The sequence below is a fragment of the Pseudoalteromonas sp. Cn5-37 genome (genome assembly GCF_021532495.1).
Taxonomy (GTDB): domain Bacteria; phylum Pseudomonadota; class Gammaproteobacteria; order Enterobacterales; family Alteromonadaceae; genus Pseudoalteromonas; species Pseudoalteromonas simplex.
This window is the reverse complement of record NZ_JAKGBA010000038.1, coordinates 1-18786: the sequence shown is the minus strand read 5'-3', so window position 1 is coordinate 18786 and position 18786 is coordinate 1. Positions and strand designations below refer to the sequence as shown.

14 protein-coding genes are annotated in these 18786 nt (G+C 40.3%); 7 read left to right on the top strand and 7 right to left on the bottom strand.

What is annotated here, in order from left to right; translation table 11 throughout:
- Positions 1-189 precede the first annotated feature (189 nt).
- On the bottom strand, positions 190-1080 hold the full coding sequence (locus tag L1266_RS20480) for a tetratricopeptide repeat protein (RefSeq protein ID WP_054553406.1): 891 nt from the start codon (positions 1078-1080) through the stop codon (positions 190-192).
- Positions 1081-1351: 271 nt separating this feature from the next.
- On the opposite strand from L1266_RS20480, the gene L1266_RS20475 reads away from it, so the two are divergent.
- Both L1266_RS20475 and katG read left to right on the top strand, forming a co-directional pair.
- Positions 1352-2725, top strand: a complete 1374-nt coding sequence (locus L1266_RS20475; RefSeq protein ID WP_138600148.1) for a GAF domain-containing sensor histidine kinase — start codon at positions 1352-1354, stop codon at positions 2723-2725.
- Between the two features lie 573 nt (positions 2726-3298).
- Positions 3299-5476 (top strand): catalase/peroxidase HPI, encoded by a 2178-nt coding sequence (gene katG, locus L1266_RS20470; protein ID WP_235378249.1) that lies wholly within the window; start codon positions 3299-3301, stop codon positions 5474-5476.
- Positions 5477-5711: 235 nt separating this feature from the next.
- Here katG and L1266_RS20465 read toward each other — a convergent pair whose 3' ends face one another.
- Positions 5712-7637, bottom strand: coding sequence for a hypothetical protein (locus L1266_RS20465; protein ID WP_235378248.1), 1926 nt, complete (start codon positions 7635-7637; stop codon positions 5712-5714).
- A gap of 136 nt (positions 7638-7773) precedes the next feature.
- On the bottom strand, positions 7774-9372 hold the full coding sequence (locus L1266_RS20460; RefSeq protein ID WP_082389270.1) for an ABC-F family ATPase: 1599 nt from the start codon (positions 9370-9372) through the stop codon (positions 7774-7776).
- A 499-nt stretch (positions 9373-9871) separates the two neighbouring features.
- On the opposite strand from L1266_RS20460, the gene L1266_RS20455 reads away from it, so the two are divergent.
- Entirely contained in the window at positions 9872-11497 is a 1626-nt protein-coding gene (locus L1266_RS20455; protein ID WP_235378247.1) for a methyl-accepting chemotaxis protein, read from the top strand.
- Between the two features lie 55 nt (positions 11498-11552).
- On the opposite strand, the gene L1266_RS20450 is transcribed toward L1266_RS20455, so the two are convergent.
- The 4 genes from L1266_RS20450 to L1266_RS20435 all read right to left on the bottom strand — a co-directional run bounded on the left by L1266_RS20450 (position 11553) and on the right by L1266_RS20435 (position 15548).
- Positions 11553-11960, bottom strand: a complete 408-nt coding sequence (locus L1266_RS20450) for a hypothetical protein (RefSeq protein ID WP_054553412.1) — start codon at positions 11958-11960, stop codon at positions 11553-11555.
- 12 nt (positions 11961-11972) lie between these two features.
- Positions 11973-13118: a porin gene (locus L1266_RS20445; RefSeq protein WP_054553413.1), complete on the bottom strand. Its 1146-nt coding sequence runs from the start codon at positions 13116-13118 to the stop codon at positions 11973-11975.
- A gap of 310 nt (positions 13119-13428) precedes the next feature.
- On the bottom strand, positions 13429-14430 hold the full coding sequence (locus L1266_RS20440) for an alpha/beta fold hydrolase (RefSeq protein WP_235378246.1): 1002 nt from the start codon (positions 14428-14430) through the stop codon (positions 13429-13431).
- A 347-nt stretch (positions 14431-14777) separates the two neighbouring features.
- Entirely contained in the window at positions 14778-15548 is a 771-nt protein-coding gene (locus L1266_RS20435) for an EAL domain-containing protein (protein WP_166338277.1), read from the bottom strand.
- A gap of 677 nt (positions 15549-16225) precedes the next feature.
- Here L1266_RS20435 and L1266_RS20430 point away from each other — a divergent pair.
- The 4 genes from L1266_RS20430 to L1266_RS20415 all read left to right on the top strand — a co-directional run bounded on the left by L1266_RS20430 (position 16226) and on the right by L1266_RS20415 (position 18472).
- The gene (locus L1266_RS20430) at positions 16226-17245 is read left to right on the top strand and encodes a hypothetical protein (protein WP_054553416.1); all 1020 of its coding nucleotides are present in this window, start codon (positions 16226-16228) and stop codon (positions 17243-17245) included.
- 59 nt (positions 17246-17304) lie between these two features.
- Positions 17305-17595 carry a hypothetical protein gene (locus L1266_RS20425; protein ID WP_138618980.1) on the top strand — a complete coding sequence of 97 codons (291 nt, stop codon included), beginning with the start codon at positions 17305-17307 and terminating at the stop codon, positions 17593-17595.
- A 165-nt stretch (positions 17596-17760) separates the two neighbouring features.
- The gene (locus L1266_RS20420) at positions 17761-18108 is read left to right on the top strand and encodes a hypothetical protein (RefSeq protein ID WP_166338279.1); all 348 of its coding nucleotides are present in this window, start codon (positions 17761-17763) and stop codon (positions 18106-18108) included.
- 19 nt (positions 18109-18127) lie between these two features.
- On the top strand, positions 18128-18472 hold the full coding sequence (locus L1266_RS20415; protein ID WP_166338281.1) for a hypothetical protein: 345 nt from the start codon (positions 18128-18130) through the stop codon (positions 18470-18472).
- Positions 18473-18786 lie beyond the last annotated feature (314 nt).

The window sequence follows — 18786 nt, the reverse complement described above, 5'->3', positions numbered from 1 at the left end:
AAGAAGAAGAAATTTATAACATCAGTTACTGGAAAAAGCAGGAGTATTGAATTATTGATTGGAAAAGATCAGTTACCTGAATTTAAGTAAGGGCAACTGATCAAAATATATGTGAAAGGGTACTAGGACCTAAAACCTAAACCCTAGTGCCTATGACGCGGGATAAACCCGCTGCTACATGGGGTTCGGCTATGCCGATTCATTTAACAACGAATTAAAGCTGTCGTTGTCGTGTAGGCTGGCAAACGCGCTTTCGTGTAATAGCTCGTTACGTAGGTTAGGAGAATATTCAAGAGCCATACGAATATCAGCCATTGCATCGGCGTGTTTGTGTAGTAATGCATAGGCACAAGCACGTTGCCAGTATGCGTAGCCGTAGTCGCTATCAATTTCTAATGCTTGATTACAAAGCTCGATAGCCTCACCTGTTTCGTTAATTTCTAACAGAGCATCTGCTTTATAGGCAATGGCTTCTACGTCTTCTGGTTTACGTTTTAAGATCTCGTCAAAAATCTCAATCTTATTTGCAACATCGCTTTCTAAATTGGCACGCATCCATAAAGAATGAACTTCATTGGTGATTGAGATCTTTTGTTGGTTTAATAAGATCTCTTCAGACCGCTCACGTAGTTTTTCTTCGAGTACTTTTAGGCGCTCTTCATATTCTTTTGTAATCGCACTCACGCGTGTATTAACAATATCTTCTACTTTATTTTTCACATCACGTAGGGAATTCCAACCGACTAAGACCAAGATTGAAGCGGTAATGGTAATAATGAAAAACACATTATTAATGGTGTCTGTTGTATAAGTTAATGCACGGTCGGCAGTATCAAGTTGTGTATGAGCAACTTGTTTTGTCACATCTTCGCGTAGTTTTTGTTGGTCTTGGCGCACCGCTTTTAATTCATCAAGAATATAGCGCTCTAACAATGGTTTATACATAGGTTCTTGAAGCTTATCGAGTCCTTGCTGTTGCTCTGCTTCAGTTAATGCTGGGCGGTTTTGTGGCTCATTTTGAGCTGCTACAAATGGGCTAAAGCTCATTAAAAAAGTGATTAAAATTAGGGTATAACGCATAACATATTAATTTTTGGTGATTACTGAGGTAACTGTAACATGCGTGAGCACTAGGGACTAGGCAAAAAAAAACCAGCTCGGGGGAGAGCTGGCCAAACTGCTTAAACAACATAAAGTCGTAAGGGGTATCAACAGGAGTTAGGTACAATATACTCATTTTTATCTGAACAACTACTTAATACTTAAAGAGTTTCTAAAAAAAATTAATCTACATGCGATATTGAGTTTGTTCGTCTAAACTTAAAGGATACTAAAACTAAAAGGTGAGAATATGCGCCAGCAACTAGTACAACTGCTTTATGGTGTATCAATTTCGTCTGATCTCGATAGTGGAAATGTTGAATTAGCTGAACGGCTAATCCTTAATGCTGTTCTCGATGGACTTGAAATCGGGCGTGCCGGCATTTGGTTACTTAATAAAGAAAATACAGCAATAGAGTGCCGTTTATTACTCGACAGAGAAAATGGTAAAGAAATTCAAATGCTAGTGCTTCCCCGGGACGCATACCCTGACTATTTCAAAGCACTTGATACGCAACGCACAATAACAGCGGTTGATGCGCATACTGATCCTGCTACCTACGAATTTAGCGAAAGCTACCTAACACCACTTAATATTGGCGCTATGCTCGATGCACCAATTCGCTATAAAGGAAAAATGATCGGTATATTTTGTTGTGAGCACATTGGTAGTGAGCGACATTGGACAGAAGATGAATGCTCATTTATAGGCGCATTAGCAGATCTATACGGCAGAGCGCTATCAGCACAAGAAAATGAACGTATAAACGCAGAGCTTGAACGCGCTAATCAGCACCTAGAGGAGCGTGTTGTTGAACGCACTCGAACGCTCGAGAAAACCTTATCTGAACTTACCGAGATGCAAGAAAAACTTATTGAAGCAGAAAAAATGGCTTCATTGGGTAATCTGGTTGCTGGAATTGCACATGAAGTTAATACGCCAATAGGTATCGCGGTGACTGCAAACAGTTCGGCAAAAGACAAACTCTCTGAAGTTGATAAGCTTATACAGTCAAATACGTTAACTAAGGCTGCGCTGATAGAGAGTATTAATCATTTAAACGAATGTTTTAAAATATCATTCACTAATTTAGAGCGAGCAGCAAAATTAATCAGCGACTTTAAACAAACGGCAGTAGATCAATCTTCACTCGATTTATTAGAAACCAACATTAAAGACTACTTAGAAAACATTCTACACAGCTTAATGCCTTTAACCCGTAGTCATAACGTCAGTGTAAATGTGAATTGTGTCGATGACTTTGAGTTGATCACAGTCCCTGGAGCTTTGAGTCAAATCATAATGAATTTGGTTAATAATAGTTGCGTTCATGGTTTTGTGGGACGCCAAGACAACCAAATAAACATATCGGTTAATATTGACGAAGCACAAGGTGTTTATTTGCTTTGCTACAAAGATAATGGCCATGGCATGGATACAGAAACTTTGCATAAAGTGTTTGAGCCCTTTTTTACTACGAAGCGCGGCTCAGGTGGAAGTGGATTAGGAATGTCAATCGTTTATAACCTTGCAACGCAAGCATTACAAGGTGAAGTGAGTGCTGCGAGTTCACCTTCTAATGGCATGACAGTTAATTTTAAACTGCCTATAAAACTCGCATAACTAATTAATATTTATACAAGTTGAGGGCTAAATAATCTGGTGACTGGGTAATAAAATTAAAAATTAATCAGTTTGCTTAGCGAGACATGATATATCGGTGCACTTGTTGTTTTTGCAAAACTGCTTTATGCGTTTTTTCGAGTATAAATAATTAATGCTTAAAGGTGTAACCAATAGCGTCAGCCAAAACAATAATGAGCTTCTAAACGTTAACCCCACAAGCGAAGCAACTACCAGCCCTGTTAACATTAAAATAGGTAAATTGGCGATAAAAAAGTTAATGCTTAATTGTCTAGCAACATCAGGATTAATTGTTTTCATAAGGGCTACTCGCAGTAAAAAGACCTTTATAAAATGGACTGTTTTGTAAAATGAATCAAATCGTATTTTTCTATCGAATCAATCGATTTAAAACCATGTTCAAGATCTAGCTTTATTTATGTAGTGCTCCTATAGTTTTAAACAACAGGAACTTTTGAGTTATTAGTTATTCAAAACCAATAGAAATCTTTATTTATGATGATGCTAAGTAAACTAGCTTTCGTCGTATTTTAAGCTTATGAGGAGCAAGCAATGAGTAATGGAAAAACGGGCCAATGCCCAGTAATGCATGGTAGTAACACTGTCACCGCTCAATCAAATACTGACTGGTGGCCAAACGCACTCAATTTCGACATTCTTCACCAACACGACAGCAAAACGAACCCTTACGGCAAAGATTTTAATTACGCTAAAGCATTCAAATCTCTTGATCTTGAAGCCGTTAAAACCGACTTAAAAAACTTAATGACCGAAAGCCAAGAATGGTGGCCAGCTGACTGGGGCCATTACGGTGGTTTAATGATCCGTATGGCGTGGCACTCAGCGGGTTCATACCGTTTAGAGGATGGACGCGGTGGCGGCGGTACAGGTAACCAACGCTTTGCACCATTAAATTCATGGCCAGACAACGCAAACTTAGACAAAGCACGTCGTTTACTTTGGCCAATTAAAAAGAAATACGGTAACAAGCTTTCTTGGGCCGATTTAATAATCCTAGCTGGTAATATGGCTTATGAGTCAATGGGTTTAAAAACCTTTGGTTTCGCGGGGGGCCGTGAAGATATCTGGCATCCTGAAAAAGACGTTTACTGGGGCGCTGAAAAAGAATGGCTAGCACCAAGTGACGAGCGTTACTCGAATGTTGAAAAACCAGATACCATGGAAAACCCATTAGCAGCGGTACAAATGGGCTTAATTTACGTAAACCCAGAAGGGGTGAATGGTAACCCTGATCCACTTAAAACAGCAGAACAAGTTCGCGAAACTTTTGCCCGTATGGCAATGGATGACGAAGAAACTGCCGCACTTACAGTTGGTGGTCATACCGTGGGTAAAACCCATGGTAATGGTAGCGAAGAAAACGTTGGCCCTGAGCCAGAAGCCGCGGATGTATTTGAACAAGGTCTTGGTTGGAACAACCACAACTCACGCGGTATTGGCCGCGATACCATGACCTCGGGCATCGAAGGCGCGTGGACTACTCATCCAACTAAGTGGGATAACGGTTATTGCTACTTATTGCTTAACTACGAATGGGAACTTAAGAAGAGCCCTGCAGGTGCGTGGCAGTGGGAACCAATCGATATTAAAGAAGAAGACAAACCAGTTGATGTTGAAGATCCATCAATTCGTTTAAACCCCATCATGACCGACGCCGATATGGCGATGAAGATGGACCCAACCTATCGTAAAATTATTGAACGATTTAACGATGATTTTGAATATTTTAGTGATGTGTTTGCACGCGCATGGTTCAAACTGACGCACCGTGACCTAGGCCCTAAATCACGTTATTTGGGTGCCGATGTACCAAGCGAAGATCTGATCTGGCAAGATCCGATCCCTGCGGTTGATTACACATTATCTGACAGCGAAATTAGCGAACTTAAAACCAAGCTACTTAACTGTGGTGTAAGCCAAGCAGATTTAATCGCTACAGCATGGGATAGCGCCCGTACTTACCGTGGCTCAGACCATCGCGGTGGTGCAAACGGTGCTCGTATTCGTTTAGCACCGCAAAAAGATTGGCAAGGTAACGAGCCAGAGCGTTTAGCTAAAGTATTAAGCGCACTGGAATCAGTGAAAGCGGGTTTAAGCAAACCAGTAAGCCTCGCCGATTTAATTGTACTTGGTGGGTCAGCAGCGGTTGAACAAGCAGCAAAAGCAGCGGGCGTTGACATCACCGTGCCATTTGCGCCGGGTCGTGGTGATGCCACAGACGAGATGACAGATGCAGACTCGTTCGACGTACTTGAGCCAATTCATGATGGTTTCCGTAACTGGTTGAAGAAAGATTACGCGGTATCAGCAGAAGAGCTAATGTTAGAGCGTACGCAATTAATGGGCTTAACAGCACCAGAAATGACCGCTCTTGTTGGTGGTATGCGTGTACTTGGCACTAACCACGGCGGCTCTAAGCATGGCGTGTTTACAGATAATGTAGGCACACTCAGCACCGACTTTTTCGTAAACCTAACCGATATGGCTTACACATGGAAGCCAACAAGTAAGGGTCTTTATGATATTGTTGAGCGCAGCACAGGTGCAACTAAATGGACAGCAACACGTGTTGATTTAGTGTTTGGTTCAAACTCAATCCTTCGCTCTTATGCAGAGTTTTACGCACAAGACGACAACAATGAACGTTTTGTAAAAGACTTTGTCGACGCATGGGTGAAAGTAATGAACGCCGACCGCTTCGACATTTAATTTAAAATTCCGTTAAGTACAAAGGCCACACAGTTTAACTGTGTGGCCTTTTTTATTTAGAGAAGTTAGCGAGTTACAAGGGGAAAGTGACGAGATGTAGGTGGCGTTTTAACGCCGAACAAGTAGCAGCGATTTCACATCGCGTCCTAGCGCCCAGAACTCGCTGATGACGCGGGATAAACCCGCTTCTACAAAGTAGGCGTGAAACTTGTTTCGCGCACCGCTGTAAGCTCCTTTATTTCTCAATCCCAAACCAATAGCTATTTTGAAAAATACTCTCTTTTAATTCTCTTTCGCTGTAAGCATACGTACTTTGCCAAAACAGGCGGTCAAAAAGGTATTTATTACCGTCTTTAGCAAGAATTTTGAAATTAAATAATGATGAATAGGCAACTTCTTGATTTGCTAATACTTCATCTTTACAGCTAGCGTAATCAACTGCATTTGGGCACTGCGACATCATTGCAAAGCTAATGCTGTTGTCAGCTTCTAATTGCCAATAGCTACTTGGTGTAAAGTCAGCTCTATTTTCAAGGCCATATTGGTCAGCATAATAGAAGCTGCCTTTACCATCATCATTTATATACCAGTATATTTTCTGGCTACTGCTGGTATAATTTTGACGTAAGTAGCTAAATAGATGCTTATAGTCATCGAGTGTGATGCTTGAATCATCCACTACTTCTATGAACTCATACCCTAAGCGAGCTTGGCGCTGCTCTTTATTACGCTCGCGTGCCATGATCATTTTGCCATCAGGCTGAGTGAAAAATTGTAAGCTCGTTTCTAGGCCATTACCCATTACTTTAACGGTTTCGCCGTTATTGTCTAAGTTGTAATGCCATTTAAATGAGTCAGTACTTTTAGGTGTATTGAATGTGACCGTTGCTGTGTCGGCTGCAGTGATTGTAAAAAATGTGGGTACATAACGGAACGTTAAACCTTCGCCCGTATCTGAATTTTTATTATTTAAACGACCAGTATATGATTTACCTACTGTCAGCTCAGGAACTGTAACAGGGGTAAGTTTTCGAAGTGCGCTAATCGATGTTTTTTCTAGCAGAGCTTCAGCCAGTTCGGTTGATTCATTAATAATATTCTGTGCACTTTCATCTTTATAAGTTAAAACATGACGTAGTTTTAGCACTAAAAAGTCATCAAACTGAGCAATAACTTCTGCATCAATTAGATTAAGATCAAATGCGACATCTACTTCATGACCAAGGTTACTCAATTGCTTTGTGTTTTGAGTCGTAACTAATGTATCACTGTTAATTTTTAATGCTTTACCCTCTAACGTTGCCGAAAAGTCAGCATAAGTATACGACGTAGTGCTTCCTGAAGCCGTTGGAATATAGCTTGCTAGCGATACTTCAAAGTAACTTTCCTCGCCCGTTGTACTTAAATAATTAACAGAGTGGAACGAGCTTTGATCCACATCAGCGTAGTACTCAGAGCTAAACTCTGCATTTGATTTATAAAGGGTGACAACTTCGCCTTTATCGGTTGAAACATTAAATAGCTCAACACGAATAGCATCATCGCGCTTAGCCAACACTTCCATTTCAAGTAAGGCTTGTTGATTACACTCATGCAAGCAATCAATCGCTTGGGTATTTAACGCAATGACATCAGGGTTCGACCATTCAAAACGACTTAACTCACCATTTTGAGCGATTACACCTGCATCTTCGCTAGCAAATACCAACTGTACACTGCCATCGCTTGATTGCCAGTTACCTATCACTTCGTTATTGCTAAGCTCAATAGGTTGCCATGCTGCACGGTTTTCAGCGACATTTACGGTTAAAGTGTATTGATTACTTGCCTTACCGTCAGACACTTCTACAGTAAAAGAATGGTTAGCTACTTCAAATAGGCTCGGCTCAGCATTAAAAGTCACTTGATTGCTGCTGGTCGTGACACTTAGCCACTGTGGCTTATCAATAATCGTGGTTGTCACACTGTCGTTTTGCTCATCTTTAATATCAACAACTAAGTTGGCTGATTCAAGTGCTTTGGTAGAGAGTGTGAGTGATCCAGATAGAGTAGGGGCGGTATTTTTTGTCGCTTCTGCATCTGGCTTTTTGTCTGTTGATGACCCGCCACCACAGGCTGTTAGAGCCAGAGTCAGTGCCGATACGCTAAGTAGCTTATTCATTTACATCCTTTAAAATGTTGTTTTCTGTGTAAAAGAAATGCAAATTACCCAAATAAGGTAAGTCAGTCAAAGGTATTATGTAACTGAACGTAAACAAAAAGGGTGAGCAAACTTGCTCACCTATTTGAAGAGGGGGTTATTGCGCTTGTTGCGCGACATGATCCATATATTCGTCAAACGTGCCCTGAAAATCGATAAGCTGTTGATCTTTAATATCGATGATGCGAGTCGCTAATGACGATACAAACTCACGGTCGTGGCTCACAAAAATCAGTGTGCCTTGGTAATCTTTTAATGCGTTATTGAGTGCTTCAATGGCTTCCATATCCATGTGGTTGGTTGGCTCGTCCATAATGAGCACGTTGATGTCTTGCATCATGAGCTTACCAAACAATAGGCGGTTCTTTTCACCACCCGAGCAGTTACGTGCTTTTTTGTTAGCGTCGTCTGCGGTGAATAATAAACGGCCTAACATAGCACGAACCATTAAATCGTTGTGCTTAGCGGTGCGCCACTGCGACATCCAATCAAATAAAGTTAAGTCGTTATCAAAGTCTTTGCTGCTATCTTGTGGGCAATAACCAATGCTGGCATTTTCAGACCACTTAACCACACCTTCGTTACTTTGTAATTCATTCACTAGGCAACGTAATAGGGTGGTTTTACCAACACCGTTTTCACCAATAACCGCAAGCTTAGCGCCGGCTTCTAGTAATAAGTCACCACCGCTGAACAGGGTTTCACCCTCAAAACCATGACCTAGCTTAGTAAGCTCTAATGCTTGGCGATACATCTTTTTGCCTTCGTCAAAACGAAGTGATGGGCTAATACGGCTTGATGCTTTTACTTCATCAAGCTTAATTTTATCCATGCGCTTAGCACGAGAGCTGGCTAATTTTGCTTTTGATGCATTGGCACCAAAGCGATTTACGAACTCTTGTAGCTCGTCTATTTCAGCGCTCTTCTTTGCGTTTTCAGCTAGTAGTTGTTCGCGTTGCAAGCTTGAAGCTTCGATCCACTTTTCGTAGTTACCAGGATAAATTCTTAGCTCACCGTAATCGATATCGGCCATATGTGTACATACCGAGTTTAAGAAGTGACGGTCGTGCGAGATAATAATCATCGTACACTTACGCTGGTTAAGCTCGTTAGCTAGCCAAGTAATAGTATGAATATCAAGGTTATTGGTTGGCTCATCAAGTAGCAAAATATCTGGGTTTGCAAACAGCGCTTGTGCTAAAAGCACACGAAGCTTCCAGCCCGGCGCAACGTTTGCCATTAAGCCGTAATGAAACTCTTGCTCAATACCCGCTTGGATCAAAATTTCTTCTGCACGGCTTTCTGCTGTGTAGCCATCCATTTCGGCAAAAATGCTTTCAAGTTCAGCGACTTTCATGCCGTCTTCTTCACTCATTTCTGGCAGCGAATAGATACGGTCGCGCTCTTGTTTAACTTTCCAAAGTTCTGCATCACCCATGATCACCGCATCAACCACAGTGTATTGCTCAAACGCAAACTGATCTTGGCTTAGCGTACCTAGCTTTAAACCCGGCGCAATCGACACATTGCCAGACGTTGGCACAAGCGCACCACTTAGAATTTTCATAAAGGTCGATTTGCCGCAGCCATTCGCGCCAATTAAACCATAGCGGTTACCGTTACCAAATTTAGCTGAAATGTTCTCAAACAGAGGCTCTGCACCAAACTGCATGGTGATATTTGCGGTTGAAATCAACGAATTATTCCTAGAAAAATACTGACAGGGTTATGGGCGCAGCAACTGCGAAAATAAACAAGCAATAGGGTAAATAATAGGCCGCGGATTATACAGATCAGCCCCTAATAACGCTATTAAAAAGAAATGAAAGTTGTGATTTTACATCGCGTCCTAAAACCTAATGTTTCCCCGTAGGACTGGCTTAAGCCGGGAAATGACTAAGTTAGCGATTTTCAAGTTACGAGGGGAAAGGTGCGAGTAACGAGATGTGAGGTAGCAGCGATTTCACATCGCGTCCTAGCGCCCATGTTTCATTCGTAGGCGTGAAACTTGTTTCGCGCGTCTGAGAGCTGAAGGTTGAAAGCTCATTATTTTTGGTTCGGCACTGAAGTACCTCCTACAAGACTTCCACAAACTGAACGAATTACGAAAAAAACCTGAAAATATATAAATATAGTTAATACTTTAGGGAAATCGGGCGATAATACTAAGTAATATGACAGCAAAGGTGGATTCAATGTCTGCAGGTATTTCTTTCAATAACTTGAGCATCACAAAAAAAATACACGCCATAACATGTATTGCCATTACGGCATTCGTGATCATAGTAGTAACCAATTTTATAGCCATGAATGACAACAAGATCTCGCTCGACGAGCTGGAAAAGTCATCATATCAGGTCGTTAAACTCACTTCAGCAAACGTTGCGCTACTCGAAAAACTAGATGAGTTATACACTCAAGCGGTAACATTTGGTGAGTCAGATTTAGTTGATAGTGCAGCGCAAACGTATAAAACGATTAATGAAAATCTACAAAATATCATCAGTATCAACGACAGCTACGTGCATGCCGATACCAAAAAACAATTAGAGCTTTATGCACAAACCTCGTCAAGCATAGCAACTTCAATGATCGACGGCACCGCCGACTTTAGTAAAATTCAGCAACAAGCACAGCAAAAAACGCAGCAGTATGAGGCCGTTCTAGCTGGCTTTAAACGAGCACAAACCCGCGCAGATGATCGCTTTTTTGAACTTGTACAAGCAACCAAAGCGCGTTCAGACAACGCACTAAATTTAATGCTTGTAGTGTCTGTAGTCTCACTTATTTTATTGGTTGTTACCTCAATTTGGATTGCCCGTGGAATCGGTTCATCGGCCAGCGCAGCGGCAGATAACTTACGCCTATTAGCAGACGGCAAAGGCTCTCTAAGCACACAACTTGAAGTACACGCTAAAGATGAAATCGGTCAAGTTTCGATTAACTTCAACGCGTTTATACAGCTGTTAAAAGCTGCGGTACTTGAGGTTATAGCGGTTTGTGAGCCATTAATGGAGAACTCAACACGACTTGTACAAGGCATGGAGCGTGCCGAGCGTGCCACAACTAAACAAACATCAGATGCTGAAATAGTTAAGCAATCAATGGAAGAAATGCGCCAGAGTGTCGCTGATATTTCTCATTCAGCAGCAAATGCATCACAAGCTGCGCAAACAGCCGAGCGAGAAGTTGAGCAAAGTCGAACGCAAATACAGCGTTCTGTGACAGAATCAAAAACATTAAGTGAAGAAATAAACCAAGCGGCTTCAACAATAAACCAGCTGGCAAATGACACCAAGAATGTGACGCAAATTTTAAACGTTATTACCTCGATTGCAGAACAAACTAACTTACTCGCGTTAAATGCTGCGATTGAAGCTGCACGTGCAGGTGAACAAGGCCGAGGCTTTGCGGTTGTAGCTGACGAAGTGCGTGAGCTTGCTTCAAGAACATCGCAGTCGACGAATGAAATCAGAGAGCTGCTTTCTACATTAACCACAGCAGCAAGCCATGCGGTAAATGCAATGAACTCAGCCCGAGATATGGCTACAAATAATGCAGAGGCCGCTGAAAATACAGGGCAATCGATTGATAAAATCTCTGAACAGATATTAGAAATTAACGGTATGAATTCGCAAATTGCCGCAGCTACCGAAGAGCAAACATCTGTTGCTAGTATGGTAGTTGATAATGTGACGAATATGCATATGTCGTTTGAAGAAACAATGGATTCATTATCGGCAGTACGTGATGTAGCGAAGAACCTTCATTACCTCTCTGATTCGTTACTCGACGCCACAGCTAAATTTAAAGTCGAGTAATTTTAGCGCATAAAAAACCAGGCATCGCCTGGTTTTTTATTAACCGTAGTAGAACTTAAAAAGTACCAACCACTTTAACTTTATCAGTTACTTTTGCTGCATCGATATAACCAATACCATCAGCATTACCTGCAACAAAGTCAATCACAGCTTGATCATTAGCTAGTTTCTCAGGCGGAGTACCTTTACCAGTAAACACCAGTTTCGACCAATAAGCGTTAAGCTGGCTGCTCGACTTACCAACCACCTTATCATTAAACTCATCGCTTACGCTGGTGCCATCTTGGTTTACTGGGTTTACTTTTGTGCCATCATCAAACGACTTTGCCTTACCAAGGTAAATCTTTTTGATCATACCTTCGTCAATAGCACTGCTATTTGCTGGGTTCACAATAACTGCAACGTCAGCAAGTACAGCGTGCGAGCATAGCGTTAGTGCTGTCGCGATTAACAATTTTTTCATTATGAACTCCAATTAAAAAACTAAATCAACAGCAACAGCTACAACGTCGGTTTCTGTATCTGAAATGTCATCTTTAAAACGGCTGAAATCTACTTTTAAAGCAGCAGATGGGTGGAAGTCATAACGCGTACCAATGGTATACACGTTGCTTTTTGCTTTCACGCCCTCAAGCACTTGATTAATACCCGCATTTAAAGCTGGTACTGCAGGTAGCGCGTTGTAGCGGTTGCTATCGTGTTTGTCGTCATTATTTTCGTAAGTTAAGTGCACAATCCACTCATCCATACGGTAACCAATAGACGTGTAGTATTGAGTTTGTTTAGCAAGAGCACTGTTTTCTACTTCAAACTCAGTGTATTCAGCATCAAATAGAATGTCGTTGTAATCAATTGAAAAGCCCACAGCGAAGAAAGAGCCATCATCTTCGTTTACAGCAATATCATCTGCTTGATCAACAAAACCGGCTGCTCTAAGAGTCTGCTCAAGGCCATTAAGTGCAACACCTGCGTCAGTGTCATTTTCAATATCAATTGTTGTATCTGCAACAAAGTACGCAGCACGAGCGCTAAACCAGTCATAGCTCATTGTCCAATTGATACCAGCAATATCATTAAGCTCTGTATCGCCATTAACCGATACCACAGCAATGTTGCCATCGAAGCTACCGTAAATCACTTGAACGGTTGAATCCCAATCACCTAATTGTGTGTTGTGTAACAGGCTAAGACCTTCATACGTTGAAAACGGAAGGTTATAAACAGATTGCGGTGGACGAACCCAGCGGTAAGTGTAACCAACGTCTAAGAAGTCTGAATAACGGTAAAAAGGTACACGCATTTTACCAGCACTTACTTGAAGCTCATCGCTGAACTCATAAGTTAGATAAGCCCATTCGAACTCAGCATCAAAATCATCACTACCACGAGCCACAATTTGTGCTGTAGCGCTTAGCTTTTCTTGTAAGTCTGCTGAAAGCTGCAATGCAAACATACTTTCGTTTTTAAATGAAATATCGTCATCGTAGCCGTAAAGGGTTGCGTCGTCGTCAAGGGCTTTACCGCCAACAATAGAAGCAAAGCCGTTTATGCGAACCTCTGCCATTGTGTTTGCAGACACAAAAGCAGCACATAGAGCCAATGCAATAGGAAGTTTTTTCATTGTGTATCCCTAGTATTTAGTATGAAAATGTTGATTTCGCTTAATATTATAGTAGTGCGTAGCGAAATGGGCGACACAAGTTACATATAAATTGTAATTACATCAATGAATAAGTCGTTATTTTTCACAAAAACGGTACTAAAAGTGGATAAAGTTGCTAGATAAAAGCGATAAGGGGAAAGGGAAGTTAAAAGATGCGAGTCTGTAGCAGCGATTTCACATCGCGTCCTAGAGCCAAGAACCCTGACTAATGACGCGGGATAAACCCGCTGCTACACGTAGGCGCGAAACTTGTTTCGCGCGAGCAACATTAAAATGATAAAGCTTTGTCTAATGCGCCTTTGAAGCGGTCAAAATCCTCGATGTGAGGTAAGTGGCCAATATCATCTAATTCAATTAATTGCGATTTTGAGATCATACTTGCCGCGGCTTTGCCTAACTTATCGTAACGGCCAAGCTCATAGTCAATATCTGCTTTTTTCCAATTACGGCCAGGGCCAGTCCTATCGCGTGTGCCTATAATTAATGACACTGGCATGCTTAACTGAGCAAACTCAGTTATTACAGGTTGCGTAAAAATCATATCGTAGGTTTTAGCATTAACCCATGCGACCTGCTTGTGATCAGGGCCTTGAATTTGACCACCGATAAAGTGGGTTAATTGCTCGTAAGTGTCATTCCATTTACCGTCATAATAGTTTTTCTTCTGGTAAGCAATAACCTTATCAGGTGTTTTAGCCAATTCATTTTTATAGAAAAAATCGGTGTCTTTGTATTGCACATAATTTAAATAGTTCTCTAAACCAATTGGGTTTAGCAAAATAAGTTTACTAACTTGGCTAGAAAACATCAGGCTGTAACGACTTGCCAGCATGCCGCCCATTGAGTGACCAAGTACAATAGGGTTTTCAATATTTAAAGATGACACTAGCTGATGAGTGTTATTGGCTAATACAGCAAACGAAAATTGATAATCAGCAGGCTTTGACGATTTACCAAAACCAATTTGATCCGGTATCAATACGCCATAGCCTTTGCTATTAAGGTAGTTGGCAGTATTGGTCCAATAATGGCCATTAAAGTTTTTACCATGCATCAGTATAACGGTTGGCATGTTATTGCTTGGTTTAAGGTAAGAATAAGCCATTTTTAATGGCGTATTTTGTGATGAAAAATTAAAAAATTGAACGGGTAAGTCGTATTGATAATTGCTTAATTCAGCATCAAAACTAAGAGGCTGTTCTTTTGCGATTAAGTTAGCAGAAGAGCATAAAACAAGTGCTGAGACTAACAGTATGCGTAAAAACATCATTATCCTTTCTCAATATGCTTAAAGAATATTCAGCCTAGCATCCTAAATAAAAATTTATAATATAAATACGACTAAATACTAAAAGAAGTTAGCAAGTTTCAAGCATGGAATTCGTAGGACTGGCTTTAGCCGGGAATGGTTTAGGTTAGCAAGAATTCAACGAAAAAGAGTAAAGTTATGAGAAACCAGCGACTTTACATCGCGTCCAAGCGCCTAGAACCTAGCACCTAAAACCTAGATGATGACGCGGGATAAATCCGCTGCTACACGTAGGCGTGAAACTTGTTTCGCGCGTTTGAAGGTTGACAGCTCTTGCCTTGTCTAAATTCGATTCTCGTTATAACCACTTAATCCAACTTACTAAAGTCAACGTCTGGCAAGCTCTCAAACCCAGGGTGGGCGAAAAAATAGCCTTGCATTAAGCTAACACCAGCTTGGCGCAACCACTGGTATTCTTCAACTGTTTCTACGCCTTCTGCAAGAGCAACAATATTGAGCTCTTCAAACATGGCTATACAATGGTTAACAATAATTTGTCTTGCTTTGTGAAGGTGTATATCTCTAATTAAATTCATATCGAGTTTAATTATATTGCTCTGAAAATCAGCCAACAAATTTAACCCAGAATGACCTGACCCAAAGTCATCGGTCGCAGTAATAAACCCCAAAGATTGGTAATAATCAACTACACGTTTGATATGTGTAGTATCTTCAACTTTTTCAACCTCGGTAAACTCGAACATAATCTGTTCTACCGGAAAATCATATTGCTTAGCAGCTTCAAGTGTCGTTTTTATACAACGCTCAGGTTTATAAATTGCATTAGGTAAAATATTAATGCTCACGATTGAATCAATTTTCAGTTGGGCAGCAAGTGAAATAGCTTTAATACGGCAAAGTTGATCGAATGTGTAGCGATTCTCGTCGGTTACTTGCGAAATGACAGAATAAGCCGACTCATTATTAAGGCCTCTAACTAATGCTTCGTAGCCAAAAATATGTTTATCGGTGCAATCAACGATTGGCTGAAAAGCCATTGTAAAATCAAAACCAAGTGCTAAATGGTCTTCGCAATGTTTACAACCTGTTGGCTGACATTGAGTTTGCTCTTTGTGCATTTAGCACCTCTGAATGAAGTCTTAATAACTCAATAGTGCTAGTAAATTATCAATTGTGCAATGTTGTTGAGTCAAAAGTATAAAACTATAGAGAAAATATGTTGCTGCCGTTTTACATAGCGTCAAACAGGCATTTATTTACTGTAGGTTCTTTCTTCACAGAGAGAAGTGAACGAGAAAATAATGAGGTATAAAAACTTACTTCTCTGAAGCGCAGCGTCTCTTATCCTCTTTGTAAGTATCTGTTTTTCTCTGTGAAGCGCGAAGCGCCTTTATGTGCTCTGTGGTTCAAATATTCTTATGCACAATGAGAAGTTAATGAGAAAACAATGAGGGTTTATCGTATTTACTTTACGTATGTTTTCATAGACATATTAGATCTTCTCTAACCATAGAGGACATAGAGAACACAGAGGAAGACAAGGAGGTATTAAAGTGTACTTCTTTAAAGTGAAGTGTCTTGTGAGTATTTGTCTCTCTGTGCAGCGCAAAGCGCCTCGGTGCCCTCAGTGGTTCAAAACGTCACGCACAAAGATAAGTGAACGAGAGAATCATTAACTATTAGCAAAAATCATTTGCCACATAACATGTACCCATTTTATTTATTCTTCATTGACTCATTACAGTGATGAAGATAACCTCTAAATAAGGATGATTAGTTAGTATGGATACTACTTATGGCTTTAGAAATTAGAATTTGTATTGATTCAGTAACCGCTGAATTTGTGAAATGTAAAGAAGATAAAGAAGACAGCTTTACCAAAGACAATAACCATATAAAAAATCAAGTTATTACTTCAGGCACGCCATATATATGGCGAAGAGAATACTCTGACTCTTACACTCCGCCTACAAATGAACAGCAAAGTATAGTTCGTCAATTTGATTTATTGCCTGCGCAATCCCGCCGAAACATTGCATATATGCTTCGCGATTTTGGCAGTGAAACGCTTATGGCTATCTCTGATTTTCAAAACCAAGTTATGCCATTTTTGTCTGAAAATACACATGGAATAGTTGGGTCTGGAGCAACATCAATTCAGGCTCGTAGTTCAAAGTTCGCCACCTATGCCAACAAATATGAAGCCGCTTTAAGAGATATTCGCATGGCTCATAAATCAGGAATGCCCAAGTATCATATGGTTGCATTAGAACAAAAAGCATTCAGTATATTCAAAGAGCTGAACGGTCAGTTTCGTGCAGAATTGCAACGTTTTATGAGTGTAAACCGTGCAAGCCGTCGTGGCACGGTTTGGTCTAATCCGAATCGGGGAATCAATATAGCTAAATCAGCAAGGCATTCTGCCAAGCTCGATATAAATAGCACCGCTGAATTCAATAAAATTAAGCGGATTGAAAATACCGGACGCTGGCTTGGCAATGGCATGATTTTACTTGATGGTGCATTTAGAGCGAACAAAGTTTACAACGACTATAAAAACAATAAGGACTGGCAGCGAAGTTTATCTACAGAGTTAGCTAGTTTTGGGGCTTCAACATTTGCAGGTATCATAACAGCATCATCAGTCACCACGGCCCTATCTTCATTTCTAATGTTAACCCCATATGGATGGGTGGTTGCTTTAGGGGTTGGGTTAGGTGCTGGTTTTTTAATGAGCCTAGCGGTTAATACAAAAAGCAAAAAGCTAACAGAAAACATATATGATAGGCAGCCTTTGATGAAAGATTTGTTTTAATGTTGATACTCAACTCAATTCTATACTGCACCATTTTCTTCTTTTTCCTAATGATGATAATGACTGTTATATTCCCGAGAATATCAGTAAGGCATATTAATAATAGGATGCTAGAAAATGGGGCTTCCCCACCTAGTTGGGATAAAGGGCTTGGAGCAAGCGCTCCATTTTATGCACTTGCTATTTTTTTAAAAAGAGCTCGTAAGCCTACACCACTATTTGATGGTAGGTTTGTCGCCAAACATGCAAGGCCAATTGATAAGTTTCTCGCTTTTTTACATCTTCTTTCTACATTTGGCTTTATTCTTAGTATTTCAATTATGGTCTTATTAGAATATGTTTTGTTATAACTAACACCACAAGTTAGCAGCAAGCACACTTCTCATGCTAACGCCTGATGTTTGGGTTGTAGCTATAGGAACTGGCTTATATACAGAATTTAAATCATCGTTTTTTGTGAACGAAAAAGTGAAGTCGCTAACTGAAAAAATTTATGACAGAGAGCCGTTATTATAATGCCTAGTATAGATAAGTTTGCTCTGGCAAGTATGTTCATTTTTATGGCTTTAGCGTTTATTTTTGTGGTCTTATTTGCACGCATTTCTATCAAACACATAAATAAAAAAATGCTAAAAGATAATATTACCCCTCCGCTTTGGGACAAAGGTGTTGGCGCTAGCGCCCCTTTTTACGCTATGGCAATATTTTTTAAACGCTCGCGATTACCCACACCTCTTTTTGATGGCCGTTTTATAGCAAAACATGCAAGGCCGGTAGATAAAGTTTTAGCATTCTTGCACCTTTTCACAATGGCAGGGCTTACAATTAGTGTGTTTACAGCCATGTATTTAGATACAGTCTAAATAAAATAGAACTAGCGAAATGGACTTTAAAATCTTTATTTTCTACTTCCTACTCGTATTTACAGTAGTTACTTTTGCTTCAGGAGTGCTGTTTTATAGAGTATCAGTTAAGTATATAGATAAGCATATGGAAAAAGATGGAGTATCTCCGCCTGGTTGGGATAAAGGAATTGGTGCAAGTGTTTCATTTTATATATTCGCAATGTTTTTCGAACGTTCTCGTATACCGACGCCTATGTTTGACGGCCGTTTTGTCGCAAAGTACACAAGAACATTAGATAAAATTATTGGTGCAATCCATTTGGTTTCTATTATCGGAGCTGTACTCAGCCTATGTATAATAACTTTTTTAAAGCATAGCTAGATTTACGCGTTTATTTACTAAAATATAAGTAACCGGGTGAAGTATATTAAAAAATGTTTATACTCAACTCAATTCTATACTGCACCATTTTCTTCTTTTTCCTAATGATGATAATGACTATATTCTCGAGAATATCAGTAAGGAATATTAATAATAAAATGCCAGAAAATGGGGCTACCCACCTAGTCGCGAATTCAAGTCCGAAGTGCACCACTCGCTAAATTAGGCTGCTTTGCGTAATTCATCGAATATTACCGCTGGTTGCCTAAACCCTAGACATTTTCTCGGCCTCGCATTGAGCGCCTTTTCTATGT